This window comes from Streptococcus sp. (genome assembly GCF_032481935.1).
Taxonomy (GTDB): Bacteria; Bacillota; Bacilli; order Lactobacillales; family Streptococcaceae; genus Streptococcus.
The window spans coordinates 59,924-86,827 of record NZ_JAWERU010000012.1 but is presented as its reverse complement, the minus strand read 5'-3'; the positions used below and the strand labels follow the sequence as shown (position 1 = coordinate 86,827).

General features: G+C 38.9%; 27 protein-coding genes, 1 tRNA gene and 1 pseudogene. 20 read left to right on the top strand and 9 right to left on the bottom strand.

Translation table 11 applies throughout. The features are described from left to right. The first annotated feature begins 222 nt into the window (after positions 1–222). The 12 genes from E7C97_RS03920 (at position 223) to E7C97_RS03865 (ending at position 7,934) form a co-directional block, all read left to right on the top strand. The gene (locus E7C97_RS03920; RefSeq protein ID WP_316108212.1) at positions 223–1,152 is read left to right on the top strand and encodes an alpha/beta hydrolase; all 930 of its coding nucleotides are present in this window, start codon (positions 223–225) and stop codon (positions 1,150–1,152) included. Positions 1,153–1,207: 55 nt separating this feature from the next. Next, the gene (locus tag E7C97_RS03915) at positions 1,208–1,762 is read left to right on the top strand and encodes a histidine phosphatase family protein (protein WP_316108211.1); all 555 of its coding nucleotides are present in this window, start codon (positions 1,208–1,210) and stop codon (positions 1,760–1,762) included. Between the two features lie 67 nt (positions 1,763–1,829). After that, a complete protein-coding gene (locus tag E7C97_RS03910; RefSeq protein WP_060955985.1) occupies positions 1,830–2,177 on the top strand; it encodes a hypothetical protein in 348 nt (115 codons plus the stop codon). A 37-nt stretch (positions 2,178–2,214) separates the two neighbouring features. Next, positions 2,215–2,613: a hypothetical protein gene (locus E7C97_RS03905; protein ID WP_021154464.1), complete on the top strand. Its 399-nt coding sequence runs from the start codon at positions 2,215–2,217 to the stop codon at positions 2,611–2,613. A gap of 53 nt (positions 2,614–2,666) precedes the next feature. Continuing rightward, positions 2,667–3,074: a hypothetical protein gene (locus tag E7C97_RS03900; protein ID WP_060955984.1), complete on the top strand. Its 408-nt coding sequence runs from the start codon at positions 2,667–2,669 to the stop codon at positions 3,072–3,074. Between the two features lie 219 nt (positions 3,075–3,293). After that, a complete protein-coding gene (locus E7C97_RS03895) occupies positions 3,294–4,286 on the top strand; it encodes an ATP-binding cassette domain-containing protein (RefSeq protein WP_316108210.1) in 993 nt (330 codons plus the stop codon). 1 nt (position 4,287) lies between these two features. After that, positions 4,288–5,106, top strand: coding sequence for an ABC-2 family transporter protein (locus tag E7C97_RS03890; protein ID WP_049509909.1), 819 nt, complete (start codon positions 4,288–4,290; stop codon positions 5,104–5,106). 1 nt (position 5,107) lies between these two features. After that, on the top strand, positions 5,108–5,893 hold the full coding sequence (locus E7C97_RS03885; RefSeq protein WP_049509910.1) for an ABC transporter permease: 786 nt from the start codon (positions 5,108–5,110) through the stop codon (positions 5,891–5,893). A 38-nt stretch (positions 5,894–5,931) separates the two neighbouring features. Then, the gene (locus tag E7C97_RS03880) at positions 5,932–6,393 is read left to right on the top strand and encodes a GNAT family N-acetyltransferase (protein ID WP_049503797.1); all 462 of its coding nucleotides are present in this window, start codon (positions 5,932–5,934) and stop codon (positions 6,391–6,393) included. A 47-nt stretch (positions 6,394–6,440) separates the two neighbouring features. Next, positions 6,441–6,513 (top strand) — tRNA-Thr (locus tag E7C97_RS03875). A 76-nt stretch (positions 6,514–6,589) separates the two neighbouring features. Next, a complete protein-coding gene (locus tag E7C97_RS03870; protein ID WP_316108209.1) occupies positions 6,590–7,453 on the top strand; it encodes a DUF6287 domain-containing protein in 864 nt (287 codons plus the stop codon). A 175-nt stretch (positions 7,454–7,628) separates the two neighbouring features. Beyond that, positions 7,629–7,934 carry a hypothetical protein gene (locus E7C97_RS03865; protein ID WP_316108208.1) on the top strand — a complete coding sequence of 102 codons (306 nt, stop codon included), beginning with the start codon at positions 7,629–7,631 and terminating at the stop codon, positions 7,932–7,934. A 46-nt stretch (positions 7,935–7,980) separates the two neighbouring features. On the opposite strand, the gene E7C97_RS03860 is transcribed toward E7C97_RS03865, so the two are convergent. Both E7C97_RS03860 and E7C97_RS03855 read right to left on the bottom strand, forming a co-directional pair. After that, positions 7,981–9,642, bottom strand: coding sequence for an N-acetylmuramoyl-L-alanine amidase (locus E7C97_RS03860; RefSeq protein WP_061862879.1), 1,662 nt, complete (start codon positions 9,640–9,642; stop codon positions 7,981–7,983). Between the two features lie 119 nt (positions 9,643–9,761). Then, positions 9,762–10,115, bottom strand: coding sequence for a DUF3397 domain-containing protein (locus tag E7C97_RS03855; protein WP_061862880.1), 354 nt, complete (start codon positions 10,113–10,115; stop codon positions 9,762–9,764). 251 nt (positions 10,116–10,366) lie between these two features. Here E7C97_RS03855 and E7C97_RS03850 point away from each other — a divergent pair, with 251 nt between their 5' ends. Both E7C97_RS03850 and E7C97_RS03845 read left to right on the top strand, forming a co-directional pair. Then, complete coding sequence (locus tag E7C97_RS03850; protein ID WP_061862881.1) at positions 10,367–11,617, top strand: dicarboxylate/amino acid:cation symporter; 1,251 nt, start codon at positions 10,367–10,369, stop codon at positions 11,615–11,617. Between the two features lie 14 nt (positions 11,618–11,631). After that, positions 11,632–12,573, top strand: a complete 942-nt coding sequence (locus E7C97_RS03845) for a RimK family alpha-L-glutamate ligase (protein ID WP_049504206.1) — start codon at positions 11,632–11,634, stop codon at positions 12,571–12,573. A 226-nt stretch (positions 12,574–12,799) separates the two neighbouring features. Here E7C97_RS03845 and E7C97_RS03840 read toward each other — a convergent pair whose 3' ends face one another. From E7C97_RS03840 to E7C97_RS03820, 5 genes are read right to left on the bottom strand one after another with little or no spacing between them, the layout of a single operon-like run. Next, positions 12,800–13,663, bottom strand: a complete 864-nt coding sequence (locus E7C97_RS03840; protein ID WP_049509922.1) for a YihY/virulence factor BrkB family protein — start codon at positions 13,661–13,663, stop codon at positions 12,800–12,802. A 31-nt stretch (positions 13,664–13,694) separates the two neighbouring features. Next, complete coding sequence (locus tag E7C97_RS03835) at positions 13,695–15,749, bottom strand: sodium:proton antiporter (protein ID WP_316108207.1); 2,055 nt, start codon at positions 15,747–15,749, stop codon at positions 13,695–13,697. Positions 15,750–15,760: 11 nt separating this feature from the next. Beyond that, entirely contained in the window at positions 15,761–16,015 is a 255-nt protein-coding gene (locus E7C97_RS03830) for a hypothetical protein (protein WP_223139941.1), read from the bottom strand. Beyond that, positions 16,008–16,565 carry a class I SAM-dependent methyltransferase gene (locus E7C97_RS03825; protein WP_316108206.1) on the bottom strand — a complete coding sequence of 186 codons (558 nt, stop codon included), beginning with the start codon at positions 16,563–16,565 and terminating at the stop codon, positions 16,008–16,010. The genes E7C97_RS03830 and E7C97_RS03825 overlap by 8 nt, the downstream gene beginning before the upstream one ends. Next, positions 16,549–17,496: a TIGR01212 family radical SAM protein gene (locus E7C97_RS03820; RefSeq protein WP_316108205.1), complete on the bottom strand. Its 948-nt coding sequence runs from the start codon at positions 17,494–17,496 to the stop codon at positions 16,549–16,551. Before E7C97_RS03820 ends, E7C97_RS03825 begins: the two co-directional genes overlap by 17 nt. Positions 17,497–17,697: 201 nt before the next feature. Between E7C97_RS03820 and E7C97_RS03815 the strand changes: the two genes are divergently transcribed. From E7C97_RS03815 to E7C97_RS03790, 6 genes and pseudogenes are all read left to right on the top strand, one after another. After that, positions 17,698–19,884, top strand: coding sequence for a PTS transporter subunit IIBC (locus tag E7C97_RS03815; protein WP_316108204.1), 2,187 nt, complete (start codon positions 17,698–17,700; stop codon positions 19,882–19,884). A gap of 51 nt (positions 19,885–19,935) precedes the next feature. Further along, positions 19,936–20,754 (top strand): endonuclease/exonuclease/phosphatase family protein, encoded by an 819-nt coding sequence (locus tag E7C97_RS03810; RefSeq protein WP_316108203.1) that lies wholly within the window; start codon positions 19,936–19,938, stop codon positions 20,752–20,754. A 149-nt stretch (positions 20,755–20,903) separates the two neighbouring features. Continuing rightward, the gene (locus tag E7C97_RS03805) at positions 20,904–21,629 is read left to right on the top strand and encodes a CppA N-terminal domain-containing protein (protein WP_075228247.1); all 726 of its coding nucleotides are present in this window, start codon (positions 20,904–20,906) and stop codon (positions 21,627–21,629) included. Continuing rightward, positions 21,626–22,558 (top strand): serine hydrolase domain-containing protein, encoded by a 933-nt coding sequence (locus E7C97_RS03800; RefSeq protein WP_316108202.1) that lies wholly within the window; start codon positions 21,626–21,628, stop codon positions 22,556–22,558. Before E7C97_RS03805 ends, E7C97_RS03800 begins: the two co-directional genes overlap by 4 nt. Positions 22,559–22,567: 9 nt before the next feature. Beyond that, positions 22,568–23,479 carry a DMT family transporter gene (locus E7C97_RS03795; RefSeq protein WP_316108201.1) on the top strand — a complete coding sequence of 304 codons (912 nt, stop codon included), beginning with the start codon at positions 22,568–22,570 and terminating at the stop codon, positions 23,477–23,479. Positions 23,480–23,675: 196 nt separating this feature from the next. Continuing rightward, positions 23,676–24,434, top strand: a pseudogene (locus tag E7C97_RS03790) (CPBP family intramembrane glutamic endopeptidase). 110 nt (positions 24,435–24,544) lie between these two features. Here E7C97_RS03790 and E7C97_RS03785 read toward each other — a convergent pair. Next, a complete protein-coding gene (locus tag E7C97_RS03785) occupies positions 24,545–25,828 on the bottom strand; it encodes a solute carrier family 23 protein (RefSeq protein WP_316108200.1) in 1,284 nt (427 codons plus the stop codon). Positions 25,829–26,188: 360 nt separating this feature from the next. Next, on the bottom strand, positions 26,189–26,902 hold the full coding sequence (rsmG, locus tag E7C97_RS03780; RefSeq protein ID WP_316108199.1) for a 16S rRNA (guanine(527)-N(7))-methyltransferase RsmG: 714 nt from the start codon (positions 26,900–26,902) through the stop codon (positions 26,189–26,191). Between the last annotated feature and the right edge of the window lie 2 nt (positions 26,903–26,904).

The following is a 26,904-nucleotide window of genomic DNA, read 5'->3' as shown; positions in this document are numbered from 1 at the left end:
ACCCACGTAAATTCTTGGCTGACGGTGTAAAAGCTATCCAAGCATCAGTTGAAGAACGTATCGACGTATTCGGTTCAGAAGGTAAAGCTTAATCTAGCTGAACAAAACATAACAGAAACCTGCCCGTAAGGGTGGGTTTTTTGTGTTGGATTTATAGAGGTTATAGACTAGAAGAACCATCCTAAAGTTGCTAAAAGAGTCTAATTTTTGTACAATAATGCTATGAAAGTACTGAAAAAATCAGCCCTTGTCCTTCTTTGTTTCCTTATCTTTTTTTTAGTAGGGACATTTATCTTTCATCGTATCAGCTTAGAAAAGGAACAAGCTTCCCTAACTCCTATGGGTAAAACTGTTCTCGTTAATGGGCACAAAATCAATGTTTACGTTGAGGGGGATGGTCCAGAAACCATAGTAGTTTTATCCGGTGCTGGAATTGCTTCCCCGATCTTGGACTTTAAGAATGTGTCGGATTCCTTATCAAAAAAATATAAGGTAGTCATCGTGGAGCGGGCTGGCTATGGTTATAGTGAGGATAGTAATCAATCCAGAGATGTGATGCAGGTTCTTTCTGAAACTCGTCAAGCCTTGTCACAGGCTAATCTTTCAGGTCCATTTATCATCATATCACATTCAATGGCTAGTCTAGAGAGTCTAGCTTGGCAAGAGAAGTATCCAGATGAAGTGAAAGCCTTGATTGGTCTGGATTGGGCACTGCCGTCAAGTTATGAGGATTTAAAGATCAATCAAGCCTTGCTTACCGTGGCCTATTGGAGCAGCAAGATTGGTTTATTACGCTATTTCCCTGAGGCCTTTTATATAAAAAATCAAACTCTGACAGAAAGTGAACGACAACAATATAAACTTTTAGCTTATAAGCAGTTGATGTCAAATGCCATGCTTCATGAATCCCAAACGGTAAAGGAAAATGCCAAGAAAGTTCCTTCAAGCATCAATCTGAAAATTCCCACCTTATTACTGGTGTCTAACGGTGAAGGCACTAGTTTTAGCCAATCAGAATGGCAGCATTATGCAGAGACATTTGCTAGTGACCAGTCTAATGTTCAAGTCATCTATATGGATGCGCCACATGACCTCTATCATTATCAAAATAATGAACTTGTTTCTCGAATTGAAGAATTTTTAACAGAGTAACTGTGATTTAGAAAGTTATTTTGAACTGATTCCAATAATTGAGAGGTGACATTTTATGAAGAACACTTATATTGTACTTAGACATGCTCATTCAAGATTCTCGAGTGATGATTTTAATAGAACATTGTCGGAAAAAGGATTTTCTTCTCTTGAACAGTTGGAGTTTTTAAATGCTTGTAAAATAGATTACTTTATTTCAAGCCCTTATAAGCGAGCTTTTGAGACAGTAAATAGTTCTCCTGTTCAATTTGATAAGATAGTACTTGATAATCGTTTACGTGAAAGAAAATTATCCTCAAGATTTATTGAAGATACTGAGTTTGAAAAAACAATTCAATATTTATGGCAAAATCCAGATAAATCTCTCATTGGAGGCGAGTCCAATCGAGAAGCATTAAATAGAATTTTAGATTTATTTGCGGACTTGGAAGAAAGGTATTCAGATAAAACCATTTTACTGAGTTCTCATGGAAATTTGCTAGGAATCTTAATCAATTATTTTGATTCAAGTTTTGATTATAAAAAATGGGAACAGATGACCTTTCCAGATTGTTTTCTAGTTGACAAAGATGAGAGTGTGAAAAGAATGATGCCAGATACTTTTAGGTAATCATTTAGCTCAATCTATGTGATTTTTATTTTCTGTTATTGTAAATAGAATAGAAGGGGAAATAGCCATGATTTTCGATCAGTCCTTGCAAGCCTATCTACATGAAGTAGATGATGTTCTTGTAGCTTGGGAAGAAAAACCAAGTGGAAATTTTGAGATAGAAGCTCAGTTGCTTGCAGCTAATTACCATAAAAATAGAACTCGTATTCTTGCTTTTATACTGCCTCATTTACAAGAATTTTATGGGTATTTCACAGATGAAGAAGCTACTGAAAAATTGGGTAAACCCATCATCGAGCCAGAAAGACAAACCGTTACTTTCTGCGATCAAACTTTTGATGATATTCATATCTTTTCTTTTGACTATCAGGGTCAGGCATTTGAGAGTCTGGAGAATTTTGCCATTGATGGTTAAGGTCTGTTTTCAGTTTTAAAAAGAAGGAGAGAGACTGATGAGTACTGCTGATTTTGTCTTTATTGAGAGTAAAGACCCCATATTCCTAGATTTACAAGCCTTTTGTACTGCTTTGAGAGAAAAATTCCCAGGTATTTTGATCAGAGAAAGGACGAATCCTGAAAAAGCTTACTCGCTTTCTTGGGATTATCAAAGTCCTCAGCTTACCTTGGAAAGTTCTTTAAGTAGCAAGAAAAATGTTTTTGTGATTGATTACTTTGATTCAACAAATAGATTACAAGATTATGCCTCCTATATCATCTGGCTTCGGAAATGGTTTCCACCTGAAGAGAAAGTTTCCTTTTGTGATGAAGGTTATGAGTATGTGTTTGAACTTCCTAGTGATTTATCCCAAAAGGAGTTGGAAAACTACTTACGAACAAGGTTTGATGAGTGAAGAAGAAGTTCAAAAACGAATAATGATATGGAAAAGTTGAAAAGGAGAATCAGATGCTTACCAAAGATGATATGTTAGTTGCTTTGCATGATGCAATTACTGAAGACCAAGAATTTGAGTTGGCAGACGAGATTGTAGATGCCATGGAGGCTTACCCTCAACCCTTTGATTTGGTTGACCCCGTCTTAGACTTTATTTCCAAGCATCCAGAAGTAGATTTTGGGGCTCCAGGTGAGTTGGTTCACTTTGTGGAGCGATTTTATCATCAAGGCTATGAGGAATTATTGATGGAGTCAGTTCTAAAAAGTCCAACTGTACATAACATCTGGATGCTTCATCGATGCTATAATCACAATGATCCAAATCTAGTCCGGCAAATTCAGACTTTGGTTGGAGAACTGAAGAAGGATAAGACTCTTGATTTACAAGTAAGAAGCATGATTGAAGACTTAACTTGGTAGAGGGAGGTGATGCAGCATCACCTTTTTATCTTTTCTTAGAGTTAAAAATTTTCAATTTCACAATCCATAAGCAAACGCTTGCATTCTAGTTTTTATTGGACTATAATAGGTTGGTATAAAGCCTTCTGTAAGAATAAAATGTAGAAGGTGTAGAAAGTAAGGATTTAGAATATTTGTAGTCAAAAATACAATGTTGTTTCTTACGATAGGGAGATAGATATGACAATGATAGAAGTGCAACATCTTCAGAAAAATTTTGTGAAGACAGTTAAGGAGCCGGGGTTAAAGGGAGCTTTGCGCTCCTTTATTCATCCTGAAAAGCAGACCTTTGAAGCGGTCAAGGATTTAACATTTGAGGTTCCAAAAGGGCAGATTTTAGGATTTATCGGGGCAAATGGTGCTGGGAAGTCAACCACCATCAAAATGCTGACAGGGATTTTAAAGCCGACATCTGGCTATTGTCGGATTAACGGAAAGATTCCGCAGGACAATCGCCAAGATTATGTCAAGGATATTGGAGTCGTTTTCGGACAACGCACCCAGCTATGGTGGGATCTGGCCCTACAAGAGACTTATACTGTCTTAAAAGAAATTTACGATGTGCCAGACTCGCTCTTCCATAAGCGTATGGACTTTTTGAATGAAGTTTTGGATTTGAAGGATTTTATCAAGGATCCTGTGCGGACTCTTTCACTGGGTCAACGGATGCGGGCGGATATTGCGGCTTCCTTGCTTCACAATCCCAAGGTTCTCTTTTTAGATGAGCCGACCATTGGTTTGGACGTTTCGGTCAAGGATAATATTCGTCGGGCTATTACTCAGATTAATCAGGAGGAAGAGACGACCATTCTCTTGACCACTCACGACTTGAGCGACATTGAGCAACTTTGTGATCGGATTTTTATGATTGATAAGGGGCAGGAGATTTTTGATGGAACGGTGAGCCAGCTCAAGGAGACCTTTGGCAAGATGAAGACTCTCTCCTTTGAATTGGTGCCAGGTCAAAGTCATCTAGTTTCTCACTATGAAGGTCTGCCTGATATGATCATTGATAGACAAGGAAATAGTCTCAACATTGAATTTGATAGTTCTCGCTACCAGTCAGCTGACATTATCAAGCAAACCCTGTCTGATTTTGAAGTCCGTGATTTGAAGATGGTGGATACGGATATTGAAGATATTATCCGTCGCTTCTATCGAAAGGAGCTCTAAGATGGTCAAATTGTGGAGACGTTATAAACCCTTTATCAATGCAGGAGTTCAGGAGTTGATTAGCTATCGAGTCAACTTTATTCTCTATCGGATTGGCGATGTCATGGGTGCTTTTGTGACTTTTTATCTCTGGAAGGCTGTCTTTGATTCTTCGCAAGAGTCTTTGATTCAGGGCTTCAGTATGGCAGATATCACTCTCTACATCATCATGAGTTTTGTGACTAATCTTCTGACTAGGTCGGATTCTTCCTTTATGATTGGTGATGAGGTCAAGGATGGTTCCATTATCATGCGCTTGTTGCGACCAGTGCATTTTACGGCTTCTTACCTCTTTACGGAGCTTGGTTCCAAGTGGTTGATTTTTATCTCTGTTGGACTGCCATTTTTAAGTGTCATTGTTTTGATGAAAATCTTGTCTGGGCAAGGTATTGTAGAAGTGCTGGGATTAACTGTCCTTTATCTCTTTAGCTTAACCCTGGCTTATCTGATTAACTTTTTCTTTAATATCTGCTTTGGATTTTCAGCCTTTGTATTTAAAAATTTATGGGGTTCCAATCTACTCAAGACTTCAATAGTGGCCTTTATGTCTGGCAGTTTAATTCCCTTGGCTTTCTTTCCGAAAATCGTTTCAGATATTCTCTCCTTATTGCCATTTTCATCCTTAATTTACACTCCGGTCATGATTATTGTTGGGAAATACGATGCCAGTCAGATTCTTCAAGCACTTTTGCTTCAGCTTTTCTGGCTTATAGTGATGGTGGGCTTGTCTCAGTTGATTTGGAAACGAGTCCAGTCATTTATCACCATTCAGGGAGGTTAGTATGAAAAAATATCAACGCATGCATCTGATTTTTATCAGACAGTACATCAAACAAATCATGGAATACAAGGTTGATTTTGTGGTTGGTGTCTTGGGAGTCTTTCTCACTCAAGGCCTGAACCTCTTGTTTCTCAATGTCATCTTTCAACACATCCCCTCGCTAGAAGGTTGGACCTTTCAAGAAATTGCCTTTATCTATGGATTTTCCTTAATTCCAAAGGGATTAGATCATCTCTTTTTTGACAATCTCTGGGCTTTAGGTCAACGACTAGTTCGAAAAGGGGAGTTTGACAAGTATCTGACTCGTCCTATCAATCCTCTCTTTCACATCCTCGTTGAGACCTTTCAGATTGATGCCTTGGGCGAACTTTTAGTCGGTGGAATCTTACTAGCGACAACGGCGACTAGCATTGCTTGGACTCTTCCCAAATTCCTGCTTTTCCTAGTCTGTATTCCTTTTGCGACCTTGATTTATACTTCCTTGAAAATTGCAACAGCCAGTATTGCTTTTTGGACCAAGCAGTCAGGCGCTATGATTTACATTTTTTATATGTTTAATGACTTTGCTAAGTACCCGATTTCCATTTACAATTCCCTTCTTCGTTGGTTGATTAGCTTTATCGTACCTTTCGCCTTTACAGCCTACTATCCTGCCAGCTATTTCTTGCAGGACAAAGACGGGCTCTTTAACATTGGTGGTTTGATTCTGATTTCCCTTGTCTTCTTTGTCATTTCTTTGAAACTCTGGGACAGGGGCTTGGATGCCTACGAAAGTGCAGGTTCGTAAGAGCTAAAGTAAGAGTAAAATAAAGAAAGGAACTTATGATGCTTGTAATTAAAGAAGTCAAGGATGAAGAGCCAAAAATGGCAGTTGTCGCTGAGGTTTTAAAGGATTTGCCAGAATGGTTTGGAATACCAGAAAGCACGCAAGCCTACATCGAAGGAGCCAAGGACTTGCAAGTGTGGGCCGCCTTTCAGGAGAGTGATTTGCTTGGCTTTGTAAGCTTGTCCTATTCTAGTGAAGATTGCGCTGAGATTGATTGTCTCGGTGTAAAAAAAGCTCATCAAGGTAGAGGGATTGGGAATCAATTGCTTGCTGCTTTAGAAAGTGAAGCACGCAAAAACGTTGATTATTTACAAGTGAAAACAGTAGCAGAAGGCTCTAATAAAGATTATGATCGAACAAATGTCTTTTATCGCAGTCTTGGCTTTAAAAAATTAGAGATTTTTCCACAACTTTGGGGGCCTCAAAATCCTTGTCAGATTTTGATTAAAAAGATGGGTTAAGAATCCCTTGACATCCTTTCTTATAGTGCTATACTATAAGTGGAATCGCCGATTTAGCTCAGTTGGTAGAGCACCGCATTCGTAACGCGAAGGTCACAGGTTCGATCCCTGCAATCGGCATAAGAAAGAGCAATAAAATAAATATTATATTAGTTTATTAGAATCATCAATACTCATCAAAATGAGGAGGAGTATCATGAAAAAGAAAGAACGGATAAAACAAGTAGATAAGACTCACGTTCGAAAAGGAACTTCATCTAGATTGGCAGAAACCCTTTCTACAATTAATAATATAAAAATGTATATCGGTCTTGCCATAACAGCTCTAGTTATAATCATTGTTGCTAGCATCTTTTTAAATTCACCTAATCTCAAGCAAGAAGCAAATCAAACTTCTTCCTCATCTAAGACTGAAGAGACGACAAAAAGTCAGGGGAAAGAGGATGATAAGGATAAGGTAAAGGAAGAGGAAATTCAAAAGCTAAAGGAGCAATTGGCTGATTTGGATACCAAGATCTCAGAAGCGGAGCAGCATGTTAGTCAATTAAAAAAAGAAGCTTCTGTTCCCAAATTAGATATTGAAGCCCTCAGAAATAATGATTTATCAAGTTTAGAGGGTACTTGGCGGACACAGTCTGGTAATGAATATATCATTAATGATTCAGGGGAAGTCCAATCTTCTTGGATATACAATGATCAAAAGCATGAGTCTATTGTTGAATTGAAAGTATCAAAAAGTCAGAATGATCGCAACCCAGAAACAGTAGCCCTTGGTGCTTGGGCAAAAGGTTCTCAGGCGGGAGGGTTTGTGGTAGTCGTTGTACCAAGTGGTGTTGTCATGGAACCTGGTGGTGATGGTAAAATAACAGACAATTCCAATCACACTGAGGATAGACTCTTTGCAGGACAACAATATGAAGGAATGTTGATGCATCCAGAAAATGTTTACTATCGCGTTAAATCAGATACGAGCCAATTAGAATCAGAAGAGAAGAATTTAGCGAAATTGAAAGCTGATCGTGATGCCATCAAATCAGCTTTAGAGTCTAAAGAAAAATGAAAAATGAATGAAAAGAAGCCAGCAATGGCTTCTTTTTTAGAAAAATTCTGACCACATAGTCTATCATATCTGCCACATAGACAAAAGCTATTGTTTGCGATTTTTATTTCTGTTATAGTTGTAATTGTTAAAGGGAGATAAAACTTCCTAACAAAATAGAAAATGAGGTCGTATCATGAAAAAAGTAGTAGGTATCGGATTTTTAGTCGTTGCAGTAGCAGTTTTGTATTTTGGTTTTGTTGGATGGCCAAGTTTGGATGTCAATATCTGGGCCCTCTTTCCAGTAGGTTTATTCCTATTTTTTACCCTTGAGAATTTGGTGAAAAAAGATTACAAGTCCAGTCTCATGAGCTTGATTATTGCCTTTATCATCGCCAATGCCATTCTTGATATCTTGCCACTTTCAAGCGGTTTGGTTATCGGTGCTGGAGTCTTGGCTTGCGTTGGAATTGGATTTCTTTTTCCTGAAGCCAATAAGTAAGAAAAATAATACAAAAAAATCTCGAGATTTTCTCGAGATTTTTTCTTTATTGACCTGCGTAATATTTTTGAATCCCTTTTACAATACCTGCAACCAATCTGTTTTGGTAGGCATCACTGCGGACTTGTTGATTCTCATTGAAATTGTCAATATATCCCAATTCCAATAGAACGGCTGGTTTATTAGTTTCTCGAAGGACAGCAAAACTACTTCGTAGACGACCTGCATCCTTAGCACCAGTTTCAGCTAATAGTGAAGAGTGGATATCTGCCGCGAGGCGATTGCTTTCACTGATTCTGTCAGGGTGGTTATGCCAGTAAGGATTGATCTTAGAAGGATAACCAGCAGCTTCTTCATAAGAATAAGTCTGGATTCCAGCTCTGTTTGAAGCTGGATTACCACTAGCATTGAAGTGAATACTAATAAAGATATCTGAGTCAGTCTTATTAACCATTCTTGAACGTTCGGTGACATAGTCTACAAAGACATCACTGTCTCTTGAAGAAAGAACAGTATAGCCGAGTCCTTCAAGCTCCTTGCGTAGCTTTTGGTAAACTTGCATGTTCAGTTCTTTTTCGGTGATGTTATAATAAGATGCTCCAGGATCTTTACCACCATGGCCTGGATCTAGGAAGATGATATTGTTATATTTCCCCTTTTCAAATCCGTGGCTTGTAGAAGCTTCTCCAAGCCATTTTCCATCACTTTGAAATTGCTGGTTTTTCCCATCGATTTTATAGGTACCTGTAACATAGACTCCATTTTCATCTACATAGTAGCGAGCTTTATAGTAACTATCGTCAATCCATTCGCTCTTAGCCATGTAGCCACCTGCCTTGAGGTAGTATGAACCAATCCATTGACGCTCTGCATAAGTACCACCAGATTTCAAGTAGAACCAACTATCATAGTTTTTATCGAAAATCCATTCTTTTTCAGCCATAGCACCGCTAGCTTTTAGGTAGTAGCTACCTTGCCATTGGTTGTTTGCCATAGTGGCGTCTTTGTTAAAGTAGTACCAGGTACCACTAATTTTGTCCCACTTATTTTTGATTAATTTACCAGAAGCAGGGGCATAGTACCATTGTCCATCTTGTTTTACCCAAGAACTCTCAGCCATGGCACCACTATTAGTAAACAGATAGTCGTCAAAAATCGTGTTGCTGAGCATGACACCGTCTTGATCAAAATAGTACCAGACACCACCGATCTTTTCCCATTTTTGTTGAGAAATTTTTCCATAAGCGTTAGCGTAATACCATTTTTCTTGGAGTTTACTCCAACCAGAATCGACCATGGCCCCGCTACTAGTAAGGATATATCCGTCAAAAATAGTATCGCTCAACATGATTCCATCTTTGTTGAAGTAGTACCATTTTCCGTGGATTTTTTTCCAGTTAAGAACAGGGGCATTATTTTCATAGAAGCGCCAGATATTTTCCTCTAATACCCAACCTTCTTTTTGAATTTCTGGTGCCTTGTCTTCTTCTTTCTTAGCTGGATTTGTCGTTTGATTGGCATTTGCTTCAGTTGAAGGTTCAGCTTCCTTGGCAGGAAGACTGTTTTTCTCCACTTTGTCAGTAGAGGTTTCACTGTGTGTTGTTTCTACTGGGGTTGACTGTACTTTGTTCTCCTCAGCATAGCTAAGGTTGGTTGTTAGACCAAAAACTGAAAGCGTAATGGCGCTTGCCAAGAGCGTTTTTTTCACTTGATTAATCTCCTATACATTTTTTATAATCTTTTTTTAAAATCTCATTAGAAAAGCCCCTCTTAGGAATATCTAGAAACCAAGATCGAGGTGTTGGTGGGCTATATTGTAATAGTTGACTATTTCATCACGAAAATTTGAACAATCATGATGATATAGATGAGCAGTGTTAGTAAAAATCCAGCTCGCCAAAAGAATTTAATAAATTTTGGATAATAAAAACTACGTCTTTTGTTTAAGAAGAAAAAGACTAACACAATTGCTAGTATTGATAAGGCTATTCCCAATACAGGAAGTTGATTATGTGTAAACATCTTAGTCGTAATCAAATAATATTCAAATATCAGAAAAGGAAAAGCTAAATCAGCAGCATTGATGCCCCTTTTTTTTAACTTAAAGAGTCTGCTTAAAATAATCGCCAGAGCTAAGGTTAGTACCAAAAGCAAGATGGAAGCAAGTTTCATTAAAATCATACCATTATTGTATCATAAAATTTTGAGAATAGAAAAGTAAATTCCTTGATTTATCACAGTTTTAGCAAAAAATCATTGATAAGAAACAGATTTTATAATTCCTGCTTGATCAGAATAAATCATGTGTTCGATACAATGATAGTTTGAGTCCTCAATATAAATCTTTTTTATGTTCACCATAGAAAATATATATTAGTCAGAAGTGAAGAATAGTAGTAGAATGAGTAGCAAATAAAACAAAGGAGTTTCTTATGAAATTAGTTACTTTATGGTCAAAACTCTCACTAGGCATTCAATTATTGGTGGCTTTGGTCTTGGGTGTTATCGCTGCCCTTATCTGGCCACAATTTGCAGGCTTTTATCAATTTTTAGGTCAAGCCTTTATTAAATTGATCAATATGGTTATCATTCCTTTAATCTTCCCAACTATCGTTGTTGCGGTAGCTGGTGTTATCGGGAAAAAATCTTTTGGGAAAATCTTGACCAAGAGTTTGGTTTACTTTTTCGCAGTAACAACTGCTATTACTCTTTTGTTTGTATTTGCTAGTTACTATCTAGGATTTGGTCAAGGAGTGAATATCGGTCAAACTGGTGGAAACCTTGATGGGATTGCTAACAATGTCAAGTTTAGCGAATTTTTGCTTGGTTTTATTCCATCAAATATCGTCAAGTCACTTTCAGAAGGTGCCCTCTTGCCAATTATCGTGTTTGCCATCTTTCTTGGTTACGGAATTGGGAATCTTAAGTCTGATAAATCTCAGAAAATTATCCAAGGTTTCCAAATCTGGATTGAAGCCATCTACAAGATTGTTACAGTGATTGTCAAACTATCACCGATTGGAATTTTTGGATTTATCGCCAAAGATGTTGCAACTACGGGTGTCGACAAGTTGATTGGGCTTGGTCAGTTTGTAATTGGAACTTATTTGGCTTATGCTGTTTTGGTTCTCCTTATTTTCCCTTTGATTGCAGTCTTCTTTAAAGTTCCGTATTTGTCAGCCTTTCGTGAAAATTGGAGTCTCTTAACTTTGGCTTTTGTTACTGGAAGTTCTAGTGTGGTCTTGCCATCACTTCTTAAAGATTTGAAAAAACAGGGGCATGACGAGCATACAATTGATTTAGTTGTTCCTTTAGGATATACTTTTAACTTAGAGGGAGCAGCGGTTTACTTCTCAGTAGCGACGATTTTTATAGCGCATGCCTACGGCATTCAATTTTCTTTATCAAGTCTCTTGTTTACTGTTTTATTGTTGACTTTGATTGGAAAAACTGCGGCAACCGTACCATCAGGAGCTATCGTGGTTCTACTAGCTGCAGCACCTCAACTGGGCTTGCCAGTAGAAGGAGTAGCCTTGATTTTTGCAGTTGATTTCTTTGTCAATGCTGGCCGTACTATGATCAATGTTTTGGGTCAAATCTTAACTGTCAGCGTTATCGAAAAAACAGAAGGATATATTTTAGAAGAAGAAAAGGAAAGCCAACTATCAGTCAGCTTTTCTTAAGGAGATGATAAGTAATGAGTGAAGCAAAAGTTTATGTGATTCATGAGAATCTTGAATGGACCCAGCATTTGGTCAAATGGTTGGAAGAACTAGAAGTCCCTTATGAACTGTGGGATTTGTCTAGTGGAATTTTGGATCTGCAAAGTCCACCGCCACAGGGTATCTTTTACAATCGTATGTCTGCGTCTTCTCACACCAGAGGACATCGCTATGCGCCAGAATTTACAGAGCAGGTGATTACTTGGTTAGAAGCCCACGGACGCAAGGTTGTGAATGGAACTGGGGCTATCAACCTAGAAATCAGTAAAGTTAAACAATATTTGAAGTTAAACGAGTCGGGCATTGAGACTCCTGCGACAGTTGCAGTTTTGGGCCAAGAAAATATCATTGAAGCCGCAAGAAAATTGAACATCTATCCTTTGATTACCAAGCATAATCGAGCAGGTAAGGGGTTAGGCGTTCAACTCTTCCAAAATGAAGAAGAATTGGAAGCTTATGTCAATAGTCCCCTTTTTGAACCATCAGTGGACGGGATCACCTTGTTACAAGCCTACATCAAACCAAGTGATGGACGCATCCGCCGTTCAGAGTTTATCAATCAGAAGTTCCTTTATACTGTTTCAATCGATTCTTCAGATGGTTTCCAACTGTGCCCAGCAGATGGTTGCCAAATTGGCAAGAGACCAGAGCAACTGGAAACATCTGAGAAATTCCAGATTACAGAACCTCTACCAGATGACCGAAGAGAAGCTTATGAAAACTTCCTAAAAAATGCTCAGATTGAAGTTGCTGCTATTGAATGGGTTCAGTCAGAGAGAGGTGATATTTATGTTTATGATGTAAATACCAACACAAACTACAATCCTACCGCAGAAAAAAATGCCAATATTTTTGCTCACCAACATTTGGCTCACTATCTAAAAACAGAATTGCAAGCCCTAACGAATGGACAATAAAGTAACTAATTCAAAAATCCCCCAGTATTAAATGACTGGGGGATTGATTTGTTTATACTCTTCGAAAATCTCTTCAAACCACGTCAGCTTCCATCTGCAACCTCAAAATAGTATTTTGAGCTGCCTTCGTCAGTTCTATCCACAACCTCAAAACGGTGTTTTGAGCAACCTGTGGCTCGCTTCCTAGTTTGCTCTTTGATTTTCATTGAGTATTAATCGATAAAAATTATTGATTTGCTTTAAAGTCTGGATCCTTAAGGCTTTGAACACTGGCATTGATGACGGCACCGATAATTAATATCTTGGCAATGATAATGAACCAGAACATCATGACAACGACGACGATTGAACTGAAAAATCTGACGTCAACGAGATAATTGACATAATTGTTGAAATAAGCTGCAAAGATGTTTAATAAAGCAATCGTTGTAACTAGTACAAAGAGACTTCCAGGTATGACGTAGCGAATCTTACTTACTTTAACATTTGGTAGGAAATAATAGAGCATGATTACGATTGCAAAAAGAAAGGCATAAATCAGAGGTCCTGTAAAATCTTGTAGATAAGAAAACAGAGCACTCTCGGATTTCCAGTAGTTTTTAAGCAAATCCAATAGCATATGGCCAAACATACTGAGGAATAAAGCAAGCGCAAAAAGAATTTGAAGTCCAAAGCTAACTAAGAGGCTCATCAGCTGATGTGAGATAATTCCTCTATTTTTTGCGATTCCATAGGCTTTATTAAAAGCCTTTTGAAGAAAATTCATGGATTTGGAGAAAGTCCAAAGAGCTGATAAGATAGCAAAGCTCAGTAAACCTGTCGATGGTTGAGTCAGAACTTCTCTGACAATCTTTGCTACTACATCATAGATCGTATCTGGTAAAAATTCCTTTAGTGTAATCAAGAAATCAGAGATTGGAATTTGAAAATAAGGCAAGATATTGACGGCTATCATAAGTAAAGGGAAGATTGAAATCAACCAATAATAAGCCACAGCTACACTGGTTAATTCAATATCTGAAACATGATAGTAGTGTAAAAAAGCTTTTAATAAAGGCCTATTAGTTAGTTGTTTCCACAACTTTTTCATTGCATAATCCTCCACAATAGTAACCTAAATCTTAATTTCTGCGAACTAATTCCATCATATCATAAGGCAGTGTGTTGGCTGATTCTTTTAGAGAATAAGTTTCTAGGTTGTTCACATTTTGTCTCAGTTTTTTAGCATACTGGGCTGAAATGAGTTTTTGTTTCTCGTATTCAAAGATAGACTTACGTTCTAGATAGTAACCTCTCAACATTTCGTCGATATTATTTGGCTTGATCCGATTGATAACCCGTTCCACAAAGGCACCACTGGTAATATGACTGGTTTCACGGAGACGCGATTCCTGCATGAAGCTGATCAGAGAACTCTTATAAATCCCTTTGAGGTTTTCTAAACTTTCGATGATGATTTCAGTGTTGGCTAGATAGAGCTCTGCAATCTGATCATAATCGATGGCAAGAAGTCTTTGGTTTTCCTTGTCTCTCCAAGAACGAAAGGTTTTTCCAAATGTGACCAACTCATGAAGGAGAAAGCGCACAATCCGTATAGAAACAAGGAAGTAGTAGGTTAGGCGAGAAGCAAAGTTTCGCTTAATATTTTTCTCCATGCTTTTCAAGTAGCGTTGATAAACACGATAACCTCTTTCACCGATTTTTCCTTCTTCATAAGCCTGTTCCAAACCATCGTTCTCGATACTGAGAATCAAGAGTTTAAGAGCTTCCCAGTCTTCCTGAATTTCTTTGTTTTCTTGGCTGAGGATGAGATTTTCAATCCGTCCATGATAGTTATCAATCGCAGCATAGAGGGGAACCTTGTTTTTAGTATGGTCCAGATCTCTCTCTAACTCCATGGCAACATCATTTAGGATTGCGATGTGCATGAGATGATCCTTAGATGGCTCTTGCTCTTCAGAAAGATGTGGCAAGACCAATAATCCAGTAAGAAAACTGACCAGGGTTACACCAGCTACGAGGAAGAGAAGGAGCGGATATTCCTGCTCTAAATTAGACGGTATCAAAAGGATAGTAGCAATTGAAACTGTTCCCTTAACTCCAGAAAATGTTAGGAGAAGCATATCTTTGACATACTTGTGGAGACTTTTTTGAAGTTTCTTTATTCGAAACGCGTAAAAGCCGTAAATCATCACAAAGCGGATGGCAAAGAGTAGGAAGGTTAAAAGAAAGACTGTGACGAGAAGAAGCACATTGTTATAAAAAGCACTCTTAAGAATCGGCTCCGCAATCATCTCCAGTTCCATTCCTAACAGGACGAAGACAGAACCATTAAGCATAAAGGTAACAGTGTGCCAAACGGTTTCAGTCACTGTATCCACTTGAGCTTCGAGAAGATTTATCTTTTTAAAACGACTGGCTTTTAAAATACCAGCGACAACGACTGCGATAATTCCGGAAACGTGAATCTCTTCAGCAATGAAGAATGTTAAAAGTGGTAAACTAAGATCCAGCAAGAGTTCACTGGCTATATCAGTAGCTCGAACACTGAGTAGAAAAGTATGGAGGAAACGATTGATTAAGGCTGTTATAAAGCCGACTGCAAAACCTCCAACGATGGAAATTGCTAGGGAAATTCCTGCTTGAGCGATTGAAAAGGTTCCCGTTGTCCATGCGATGAGAGCTACACGAAAAGCAATTAGCCCAGAAGCGTCATTTAACAGGCCTTCCCCTTTTAAGATATTTGAAATTCGTTTTGGAAAGGTAAATCGTTCAGAAAGGGAAGCAAAGGCAACCAGGTCAGTAGGACCAAGTGCAGCCCCTACGGCTAGGCAGGCAGCTAATGGTAAGCTAACCCAAAGAACATGGGCAAGTCCTCCCATGCTCAATGTTGATACAAAGATAACAGGGAAAATCAGATAGAGAACGATTCTCCAGTGCTTTAGGATAGAGGTTACATCTGCTTCTTGAGCTTCACGAAAGAGTAGTGGACCAATGACTAAAGCTAGAAACAACTCAGTATCTAAGTGATATTGGTTGTTGGGTAAGCAAAGACCAAGTCCGATTCCCAGCAAAATCTGAATCAGGGGCATGGGTAAAAAGGGAAGAAGTTTATTGGTCGTACTCGAAACAATGAGAACAAGTAAAAATATCAAGAGATAAAAAAGTAAATCCATCTTCTACCTCCTTATTTTTGTTTTCGACAAGCTTCAAAAAGTTCCTTTTGTTCTTGGATTTTTTGATCAATTTTCGAGCAGTCCTTGTGCTCGATTTTCTTCTGACAACGCTCCATTTCAAGTGTTATCATTTTCTTCTTGATTTTCAGCATCTTCTTGCTCATATGAGCTTCATCTAACATACCAACTGCCCGTTCATGTTGAGTTGATTCGACAAATTTGTGACGTAGATTTTCTATTTTATCTCGTAGGTATTGTTTATCCATGTCGATACCTTTCTAATTTTTCAATCATGACTAAAAAAGGTGGATTGTTGATCTGGTTGAGAGTGCGATAGATCGTAGCAGTATATTCTTGTTGTGGTAAGTGACTGACAAAATCCATGACTGCATCCCGTTCGATATCTCCGCCTTCATGCCCGTAATAAATCATGATGGCTATTCGTCCACCTTTAACAAGCATTTGGCAAAGTTTATCTAGTGCTTCAATAGTTGTTTGAGGTTGGGTGATAATGCTTTTATCAGCTGAAGGAAGATAACCTAGATTAAAGATGGCAGCTCTCACCTCAGTTACAAACTGATCCACGGTTTCATGACCTTGTAGGATTAATTCTGCATTGGTCAAACCAGCTTCTTGTAGACGTTGACTAGTCTTTTCTAGAGCTTGTTCCTGTATATCGAAAGCATAGACTTGTTTAGCCAACTTAGCTAGAAAAAGGGTATCATGGCCATTTCCCATGGTCGCATCAACGACAATATCCTCTTGGGTGATGACTTGGGCAAGAAAATCATGCGCCATTTCAAGTGGTCTTTTCATTCATAAACTCCTGTTTTACAGCCTTGCATCCTTGGACGCTACCGCGTCGTCTCATTTCAGCCTCAATGCTATTTAGAACTTCCCATTTATTGAGACTCCACATAGGACCAATCAACATATCTCTAGGCGCATCACCCGTAATCCGATGGATGACAATATGCTTGGGAATAATTTCTAGTTGGTCACAGATGACCTTGACATATTCATCCTGACTCATGAGCTGCAAACGACCTTCATGATAGTCGCGTTGCATCCGAGTATTGGTCATGAGGTGAAGTAGGTGAAGTTTAATCCCTTGGATATCATTGTCCCTTACACAACGCCGAACGTTTTCCACCATCATTTCATGAGTTTCACCGGGCAAACCATTGATCAAATGGGCAACAATCTCAATCTTCGGATACTTCCGAAGTCGTTTGACAGTCTCCACGTAGAGTTCATAGGAGTGGGCGCGGTTAATCAATTCTGAAGTTTCTTCATAGGTAGTTTGTAAACCTAGTTCTACAGTAACATTCATTCGCTCTGATAATTCTGCCAAGTATTTAATTGTCTCATCAGGAAGGCAATCTGGTCGAGTTCCGATATTGATGCCGACAACCCCAGGTTCATTGATAGCTTGTTTATAGCGTTCGCGAATCACTTCCAGCTTTTCATGTGTATTGGTAAAATTTTGGAAGTAGACCAAATACTTTTTAACATCTGGCCACTTACGATGCATAAAGTCAATTTCCTTATAAAATTGCTCGCGGATAGGAGCATCAGGAGCAACGATTGCATCTCCAGAACCGGAAACCGTGCAAAAAGTACAGCCCCCATGTGCTACAGTTCCATCACGATTGGGACAATCAAAGCCAGCATCAATAGGGACTTTAAAAGTCTTTTCTCCAAATAAATTTCGATAGTAATCATTCAAGGTATTATAGGATTTCATAGCTAATATTATATCAGAAAAGCCCTACAAACTCAAAAAAGGTCAGTAAGAGAGAGCGTGCCTAGAAAGTGAAACGAAAGAAAAAGTCAAAATTTTTTTATAAAAGCCTTTACAAAAAAATAAAAAGTGGTAGAATTAAATCATAAACAAGCGCAAACGTTTTCGTAAAACGTTTGCCGAATAAATATAAAGGAGATTTGAATGATGAAAGATACATTCAAAAATGTCTTGTCTTTCGAATTTTGGCAGAAATTCGGTAAGGCTCTAATGGTGGTTATCGCTGTTATGCCAGCGGCTGGATTGATGATTTCAATCGGTAAGTCACTTGCAATGATTGACCCAAACCTTGCTCCCCTAGTTATTACTGGTGGCGTACTAGAGCAAATTGGTTGGGGAGTTATCGGTAATCTTCATATTTTGTTTGCCCTCGCTATTGGAGGAAGTTGGGCTAAAGAACGTGCTGGTGGTGCTTTTGCGGCAGGTCTTGCATTTATCCTTATTAACCGTATCACTGGTACAATCTTCGGTGTATCAGGGGATATGTTGAAAGATCCTAACGCTATGGTTTCAACAATCTTTGGTGGATCTATCAAGGTTGCTGATTACTTCATTAGTGTACTTGAGTCACCAGCCCTTAACATGGGGGTATTTGTAGGGATTATCTCAGGTTTTGTTGGAGCGACTGCATTTAACAAATACTATAATTTCCGTAAACTTCCTGATGCCCTTTCATTCTTTAACGGGAAACGTTTTGTACCATTTGTAGTTATTCTTCGTTCAGCAATCACTGCAATCCTTCTTTCAGCTTTCTGGCCACTTGTTCAAACAGGTATCAACAACTTCGGTATCTGGATTGCCAATTCACAAGAAACAGCACCAGTACTTGCACCATTCTTGTTTGGTACTTTGGAACGCTTGCTCTTGCCATTCGGACTTCACCACATGTTGACTATCCCAATGAACTATACAGCTCTTGGTGGTACTTATGATATTTTAACTGGTGCAGCAAAAGGCACTCAAGTATTTGGACAAGATCCACTTTGGCTTGCATGGGTAACAGACCTTGTTAACCTTAAAGGTACTGATGCTAGCCAATACCAAACATTGCTCGATACAGTTCATCCAGCTCGTTTCAAAGTTGGACAAATGATTGGTTCATTCGGTATCTTGATGGGTGTGGCTGCTGCGATTTACCGTAATGTTGAAGCAGACAAGAAACACCAATACAAAGGGATGATGATTGCGACAGCTCTTGCAACTTTCTTGACTGGTGTTACTGAACCGATTGAATATATGTTCATGTTCGTTGCAACACCTCTTTACCTTGTCTACGCTGTGGTTCAAGGTGCTGCCTTTGCAATGGCTGATATTGTTCACCTTCGTGTGCACTCATTTGGTTCAATCGAATTCTTGACTCGTACTCCACTAGCTATCAATGCTGGTCTTGGTATGGATATCATCAACTTTATCTGGGTAACAGCACTATTTGCAGTTATCATGTACTTCATTGCTAACTTCATGATTCAAAAATTCAACTATGCTACTCCAGGACGTAACGGAAACTACGAAACTGCTGAAGGTTCATCAGAATCTGCTGCTTCTGGTGAGTCAAAAGTTGCAGAAGCTTCTCAAGCTGTTAACATCATCAACCTTCTTGGGGGACGTGCTAACATCGTTGACGTTGACGCATGTATGACTCGTCTTCGTGTTACTGTTAAAGATGCAGATAAAGTAGGAAATGCAGAGCAATGGAAAGCAGAAGGAGCTATGGGTCTTGTCATGAAAGGACAAGGGGTTCAAGCTATCTACGGACCTAAAGCTGATGTTTTGAAATCAGATATTCAAGACCTTCTTGACTCAGGTGAAGTGATTCCTGAAACTCTTCCAAGTCAAATGGCAGCAGCTCAACAAGATACTGTTGTATACAAAGGTGTGGCTGAAGAAGTTTACTCAGTTGCTGACGGTCAAGTGATTGAATTGGATCAAGTGAAGGATCCTGTATTCGCACAAAAAATGATGGGTGACGGATTTGCAGTAGAACCAGCAAACGGAAACATTGTATCTCCAGTATCAGGTACTGTATCAAGTATCTTCCCAACTAAACACGCTCTTGGACTTGTGACTGAAGCAGGGCTTGAAGTTCTTGTCCACATCGGACTTGACACTGTAAGTCTTGAAGGAAAACCATTTACAGTTCGTGTTACTGAAGGACAACAGGTTGCTGCGGGTGATCTTCTTGTCACAGCTGACTTGGGTGCTATCCGTGAAGCTGGTCGTGAAACTACAACTGTAGTTGTCTTCACAAATGGTGATGCGATTAAATCAGTTACATTAGAACAAACAGGTTCTCTTGCAGCTAAAACAGCAGTTGCAAAAGTGGAATTGTAATATTTAGGAGGTTGGAAGCTGTTTCCAACCTCTTGTTTATAGGAGAAAAGCATGAAGTTTTTAACACTCAATACCCATAGTTGGATGGAAAAAGATCCTGAGCAAAAGTTTCAACTTTTACTTCAAGATGTACTTGAAAACAGTTATGATTTGATTTGTTTTCAGGAAATCAACCAAGAAATTACTTCATCGCAAGTAGAAGCTGGCCCACTTTATCAGCCATTACCATCTGCTGAGCCGATTCATCAAGACCACTATGTGCGACTTTTGGTAGAGAAGTTGGCTGAGCATGGTCAAAATTATTATTGGACTTGGGCTTACAACCACATCGGTTATGATCGCTACCATGAGGGTGTTGCAATCCTATCTAAAACACCAATTGAAGCGCGTGAAATTTTGGTTTCAGATGTAGATGATCCAACAGACTATCACACTCGTCGAGTTGCTTTAGCAGAAACAGTAGTTGAAGGCAAAGAGCTTGCAGTTGCCAGTGTCCATCTCTCTTGGTGGGATAAAGGCTTCCAAGAGGAATGGGCGCGCTTTGAAGCGGTTCTGAAAGAATTAAACAAATCTCTTTTATTGGCAGGTGATTTCAATAATCCTGCAGGTCAGGAAGGTTATCAAGCTATTTTAGCTAGTCCATTAGTCTTACAAGATGCATATGAAGTTGCAAAAGAAAGAAGTGGAAGCTTTACCGTTCCGCCTGAAATTGATGGTTGGAAGGGGAACAGCGAACCACTTCGAATTGATTATGTCTTTACAACAAAGGATATGCAGGTAGAAAACCTTCACGTCGTCTTTGATGGTAATAACAGTCCACAGGTGAGCGATCATTATGGTCTCCAAGCAACACTAGCTTGGAAAGACTAAATAAGGTATTTTAGTAAAAACAAACCAGTCCCCCTTCTACTAGCAGAAGGGGTTGATTTATTTAAGGAGTTAATATAGTTAAAGTTTTTTATTGAATAACTTGTAAAAAAAGATAAAATCCTTTAAAATAAAAAGTGTTGGAGGAATTTATGATTGTAAATCAAATAAAGCGTATGATCCCGACGCTAAAGGTAAATAATAGAAATTTAAATGAGTTGTTTTATATTGAGACTTTGGGGATGAAACCTTTGCTTGAAGAGTCAGCCTTCTTATCACTAGGAGACCAATCAGGCATTGAAAAGTTAGTTTTAGAAGAATCACCAAGTATGAGAAGCCGTAAGGTTGAAGGGATAAAAAAATTAGCTAGATTACTTGTAAAGGTAGAGAAGCCATCTGAGATTGAAGCACTACTAGCTAGAATGGAAGAAATCCCTCAACTCTATAAAGGAAATAAGGGATATGCTTTTGAGGTTCTTTCTCCAGAAGGGGATTGTATTCTTATTCATGCCGAAGATGATATCAAGGATTTGAAAAAAGTTGAGGAAGAAGTCACTTTTTCAAAAGATGAGAAACTGAGATATTTGACAGCCTTTGAAATCTCGGTGGAAATTAACTTACCAGATAAGACATCAAGCCTACTTGATAAAGAAGAAATCGAAAACCGACTAGCTTTTAATCAATCTCAAGGGAGCGATTTACTGGTTGAAAATAATGTAACTTGGGACTTGTCTATGTTGAAATTTCAAGTAGAGAATTTGGATTTGCCTGTATTGCGTCAAAGATTTGAAGAAGCTGGTTACTTTATTCCAAAATCTGAGAAGTTTTTCCTAACTAAGGATACCAACAATATTGAATTGTGGTTTGAAGCAGTATGAAACAAAAAATCATTCAAAAAATAAAGCAACAAATTGAGGCAGGGATTTATCCTGGTGCCTCTTTTGCATATTATCAGGATGGCGTTTGGTCTGACTGGTATCTAGGAGAATCAAATCCACAAATTGGTGAGCAGACTCGTGAAGGCTTGGTCTATGATTTGGCAAGTGTCAGCAAGGTTGTTGGAGTAGGAACGGTCTTAACCTTCTTGTGGAAGGAAGGCAAGATTGAGTTAGATAACTCCATAAGAGACTATCTTCCAGAGGCGGATTACCCAGACATCACCATTCGACAACTCCTAACGCATGCAACGGATTTAGATCCTTTTATTCCTAATAGAGATCAGCTTTCAGCAGATCAGTTAAGAGAAGCTATGTTTCATCTGAATCGCCGAGAGAAGAGAGCCTTTCTATACTCAGATGTGCACTTTCTCTTACTAGGTTTTCTTTTAGAATCTTATTTTGAAAAGGACTTGGATCAGATTTTACAAGAGCAAGTGTTGAATCCATGGAAGATGAAGGAAACTCAGTTTGGTCCAGTTAACTGTGCTGTTCCAACGGTCCGTGGACAGAAAGCAGGAGTGGTCCATGATCCCAAGGCTCGTTTGCTTGGAAAACATGCAGGTAGTGCAGGCTTGTTTTCAACAGTTCATGATTTAAAAATCTTCTTAGAGCATTATTTGCAAGATGATTTTGCTGCAGACTTAAGTCAGAATTTTTCGGATCTGAATGATAAAGAACGCTCATTGGCCTGGAATTTTGAAGGTGATTGGTTGGACCATACAGGCTATACTGGGACCTTTATCATGTGGAATCGACAGAAACAAGAGGCGGCAATTTTTCTATCTAACCGAACCTATGAAAAAGATGAGCGTGCCCAATGGATATTGGACCGTAATCAGGTCATGGACTTGATTCGAGAGGCAGACTAGGGAGGAAGTATGTCAAAAGCTTTAAAAGGAACTCTTTATACTGTCATTGCAGGTATTGCCTGGGGCTTATCGGGAACCAGTGGTCAGTACTTGATGGTTCACGGGATTTCAGCTCTCGTTCTGACCAATATCCGTTTGATAATCGCTGGATTACTCTTGATTCTTCTGGCTTATACTAAATCAAGGGATAAATTTATGGATTTTCTGAAGGATAAATCAAGCCTGTTTTCTCTCTTGCTATTTTCTTTATTTGGTCTTTTTCTAAATCAATTAGCTTATCTTTCAGCTATTCAGGAGACAAATGCTGGGACAGCGACAGTTCTCCAGTATGTCTGTCCAGTTGGAATCCTTGCTTACACTTGTATCAAGGATAAGGTGGCTCCGACGCTTTCAGAAATCATCTCTATGTTTTTAGCTATAGGTGGGACCTTTCTCATTGCAACCCATGGGCAATTGGATCAACTCTCGATGACTCCAGCTGGTCTATTTTGGGGTTTGTTCTCGGCCCTAACCTATGCTCTTTATATCATTTTACCCATAAAATTGATTCAAAAATGGGGGAGCATTTTGGTTATTGGTGTTGGAATGACCATCTCAGGTATACTAGCAGTACCTTTTACGGGGCTTATCGGGGCCAGTATTCCCATATCTTTTGATATCTTTCTAGCTTTTGCTGGCATCATTCTGATTGGAACGGTCTTTGCCTATACAGCCTTCCTCAAGGGAGCTAGTATGATAGGACTAGTCAAGTCTAGCCTTTTGGCTTCGATTGAGCCTATCTCGGCAGTATTTTTTGCCTTCATGATTATGGGGGATATCTTTTATCCTGTAGATTTTCTTGGTATGGCAATGATTTTACTAGCTGTGACTATCATTTCATTGAAGGATTTAATGCTTGAAAAGAAACATCATTCCGTTTAATGGATTAAACCAGTCTTTGATAAGGCTGGTTTTTAATCTTCCAGCTTCGAAAATCAAATTCAAACTGCGTCAACGTCGCCTTGCCGTACTCAAGTACAGCCTGCGGCTAGTTTCCTAGTTTGCTCTTTGATTTTCATTGAGTATTAAGAATGAATGGTTATAATCAATCCATACATTTAAAGATAAAGGAGGAAATATGAATTTGCTACAAAGTATTCATCCATCAAAACCTTTAAGATACTTAAAATGGTTCGATATCCTCATCATCACTGTTTTAATGTTTGGAGAGTTTATCATTCGTTCTACTCAACGATTTATGGAGAGTTTATCGCCCTCAACTCTTACTAGCGTCGCAGAAACTACGACAAATCTAGCAAGTGATGGGGCAGCTTATTCTAGTAATTTCAATTTCCAATTGATGATGTTTGGGATTACCTTCCTTTATCTTGTGATTCGAAATTATGATTTTAAACAGCTTCCTATACGTTGGAGCTGGTCTGTTTTAATTTGGGTTCCCCTTATCTTTGCTGTAGTTGGTATCTTTGGTGATATCATTACAACCCTTAGTGGTGAGTACAATTATTTTAATCCTCAGTTGATCCCTTTTATAGATCCTATGGAAATCATTTGAAAATTCATGGCTTTAACGCCAATGGCCATTGGTTATGCTCTTCTAAATGGTTTTTATGAAGAATTTTTCTTCCTAGGCTTACTGTCTTCAGTAAAAGAAAAGCACAAGTGGTTAGCTCTAGTCTACTCGGTAATTATACGGATTTCTTTCCATACCTATCAAGGATTGCTTTGGGCCTTGGTGATTGGGCTTGTTTATGGTCTCTTTTATTATTTCTTGTACAAGTATGTAGTCAAGAATTTACTGCTATTTTTTCTCATGCATGCTCTGGCAGATATGTTTGGTTCAAGTCTCTTGTATCTTTTGATTGCTTGGGGAAATTAAGAAATCAAACTTTTTGACAACAGTCCAATGATTCACTGTATCAAAGGCTTCTTATTCATAAAAAGGAGGTCGGGATTTTTGGTCCCGACCTCTCGTTGATTCTATATGGATTAGTCATTGTTTTCGTATGGCAAGATCAAGTTCAAAAGGATACCTGTCATTGCTGATAGTGCAGTACCTGAAAGGGTAACTGGACCGAGTTTAAGGATTGCTCCACCAAGTCCAAGTACCAGCATTGCACTTGCGATGATAAGATTACGCATTTGACCAAAGTCTACACGTTCCTTAATCAAAACTTTCAAACCGTTGCTGGCGATAACCCCATAAAGAAGGATTGACATACCACCAAGTACAGCATTTGGAATTGTTGAAATCAAGGCTGTGAATTTTCCAAGGAAGCTTAGTGAAATTGCGATAAAGGCAGCGTTGCGGATAACTGATACAGAAGCGATACGAGTCATACCGATAACCCCTGTGTTTTCACCGTAGGTAGTATTGGCTGGTCCACCTAAGAAGGCAGATACAGATGTTGCGATACCATCACCAAGAAGGGTACGGTGAAGACCTGGTTCTTTCAAGAATTGACGTCCACAGATTTGACCTAGAACGGTGTGGTCTCCGATATGTTCAGAAATGGTTACGATTGCGATTGGTAGGATGGCAATTGTTTCAGGACCGAAGTATAGGTCGTATTGTTTGAAGGCACCACCTGTATTGAATGGTAGGTAGAAACCAGGGATTTCAAACCAGTTAGCTTCAAGAACAGGAGTGAAGTCAACCAATCCAAGTGCTAGGGCAAAGAGGTAACCACCGATAATGGCAAAAAGGAATGGGATGATTCGTAGGAAGCCTTTTCCTTTTGTATTGATAAAGGCAGCAATCAAGAAAGTAACAACGGCTACAAGAGCGTTTTTCCAGTTTCCGTCAGCTACAAGACCAGCGTTGGTAACAGCTGAACTAGCAAGTCCAAGACCGATAACAATGATCATAGGACCGATAATGATTGGAGGTAAGAGTTTGTCGATCCATTTTGTACCTGCAAAGCGAACACTTGCAGCAACAAGGACATAAACAAGACCAGTCAGGATAACCCCTGTCTGAGCAGCAGATACATCACCACCCATTTCTTTCATGGCAAGTGACATAGCTGTGATAAAGGCAAAAGAAGAACCCAGATAAACTGGAACTTTAAAGCCAGTAGAGATCATGTAAATGAGTGTTCCTACACCTGATGCAAAAAGGGCAACCGATACAGGCATTCCCAAGATCAAAGGTACCAAGATGGTTGCACCAAACATGGCGAATACGTGCTGGAAGCTAAGAAGAATTCCCTTTCCAGCTGAAGGACGTTGGTCAACGTCTAAAAGCAAATCAACAGTTGATTCCTGTTTCATATTAACCTCACTTTTGGGCATCAAAAAAGAGCCCATTATTTTATAGCAATAGGCTCCCAGAGTAAGACCTCTCTAAAACAAGACTCCTATATCAAGTTTTAAAGAGTTTTATATAGATCTGCGCCTTCGTCACCTCACGGGATGACATTAAAAACCTTTGCTTAGGATAGTATAGCAGAAAAAAATGATTTTGTAAATCATTTTTTCCTGAGCCTTGAAATGGGAAAGCGAGGTATGATTTTGTAAATCATTTTTTTCCGAGCCTTGAAATGAGAGAGCGAGGTATGATTTTGTAAATCATTTTTTCCTGAGCCTTGAAATAAGAAAGCGAGGTGTGAGTTTGCAGATTTTTTAATCTTTCTAAAGTGGACGTTTGTTAGGCATGCCAGCCTTACGTGGATATTTGTTTGGAGTTTCCTTTTTCTTCTCAACAATAGTAATGTAGCGAGGGTCTCCGTTAGGAAGAGTGTAACTGAGGTTTTCTTCAACCTTACTAAAGAGAAGATTGAGGGCATTTTTAGCTTCAGTTAATTCCTCAGGTGCATTGCTAGCCTTTAGTGCAAGCAATTTTCCACCAACTTTTAAGTAGGGAATAGTCAACTCGGACAAGACCTGCATACGGGCAACTGCACGAGCTGTAACGATATCAAACTGAGCACGGAAGTTCTTATCTTGGGCGAAGTCTTCGGCACGTCCATGATAGAAGTGAACATTTTCTAAACCTAGTTCTTGGGCTAATAGATTCAGAAAGTTGATTCGTTTATTGAGAGAGTCAATAATGGTTACATCTAGATGAGGATAGAGGATCTTCATAGGAAGGCTAGGAAATCCTGCTCCAGCACCGATATCTAAGAGTTTAATGGGCTGGTTTTCAATCAATCCCTGTAAAATAGGAGCGATGGAATCATAGAAGTGTTTGAGATAGACTTCTTCTTTTTCTGTAATAGCAGTTAGGTTGATTTTTTCATTCCATTCGACCAAGAGTTCAAAATAACGCTCAAATTGAACTTTTTGCTGGTCAGAAAGATGGATATTTTGTTCAGCTAGTAGTTGATAAAATGTTTCAGGTTTCATAG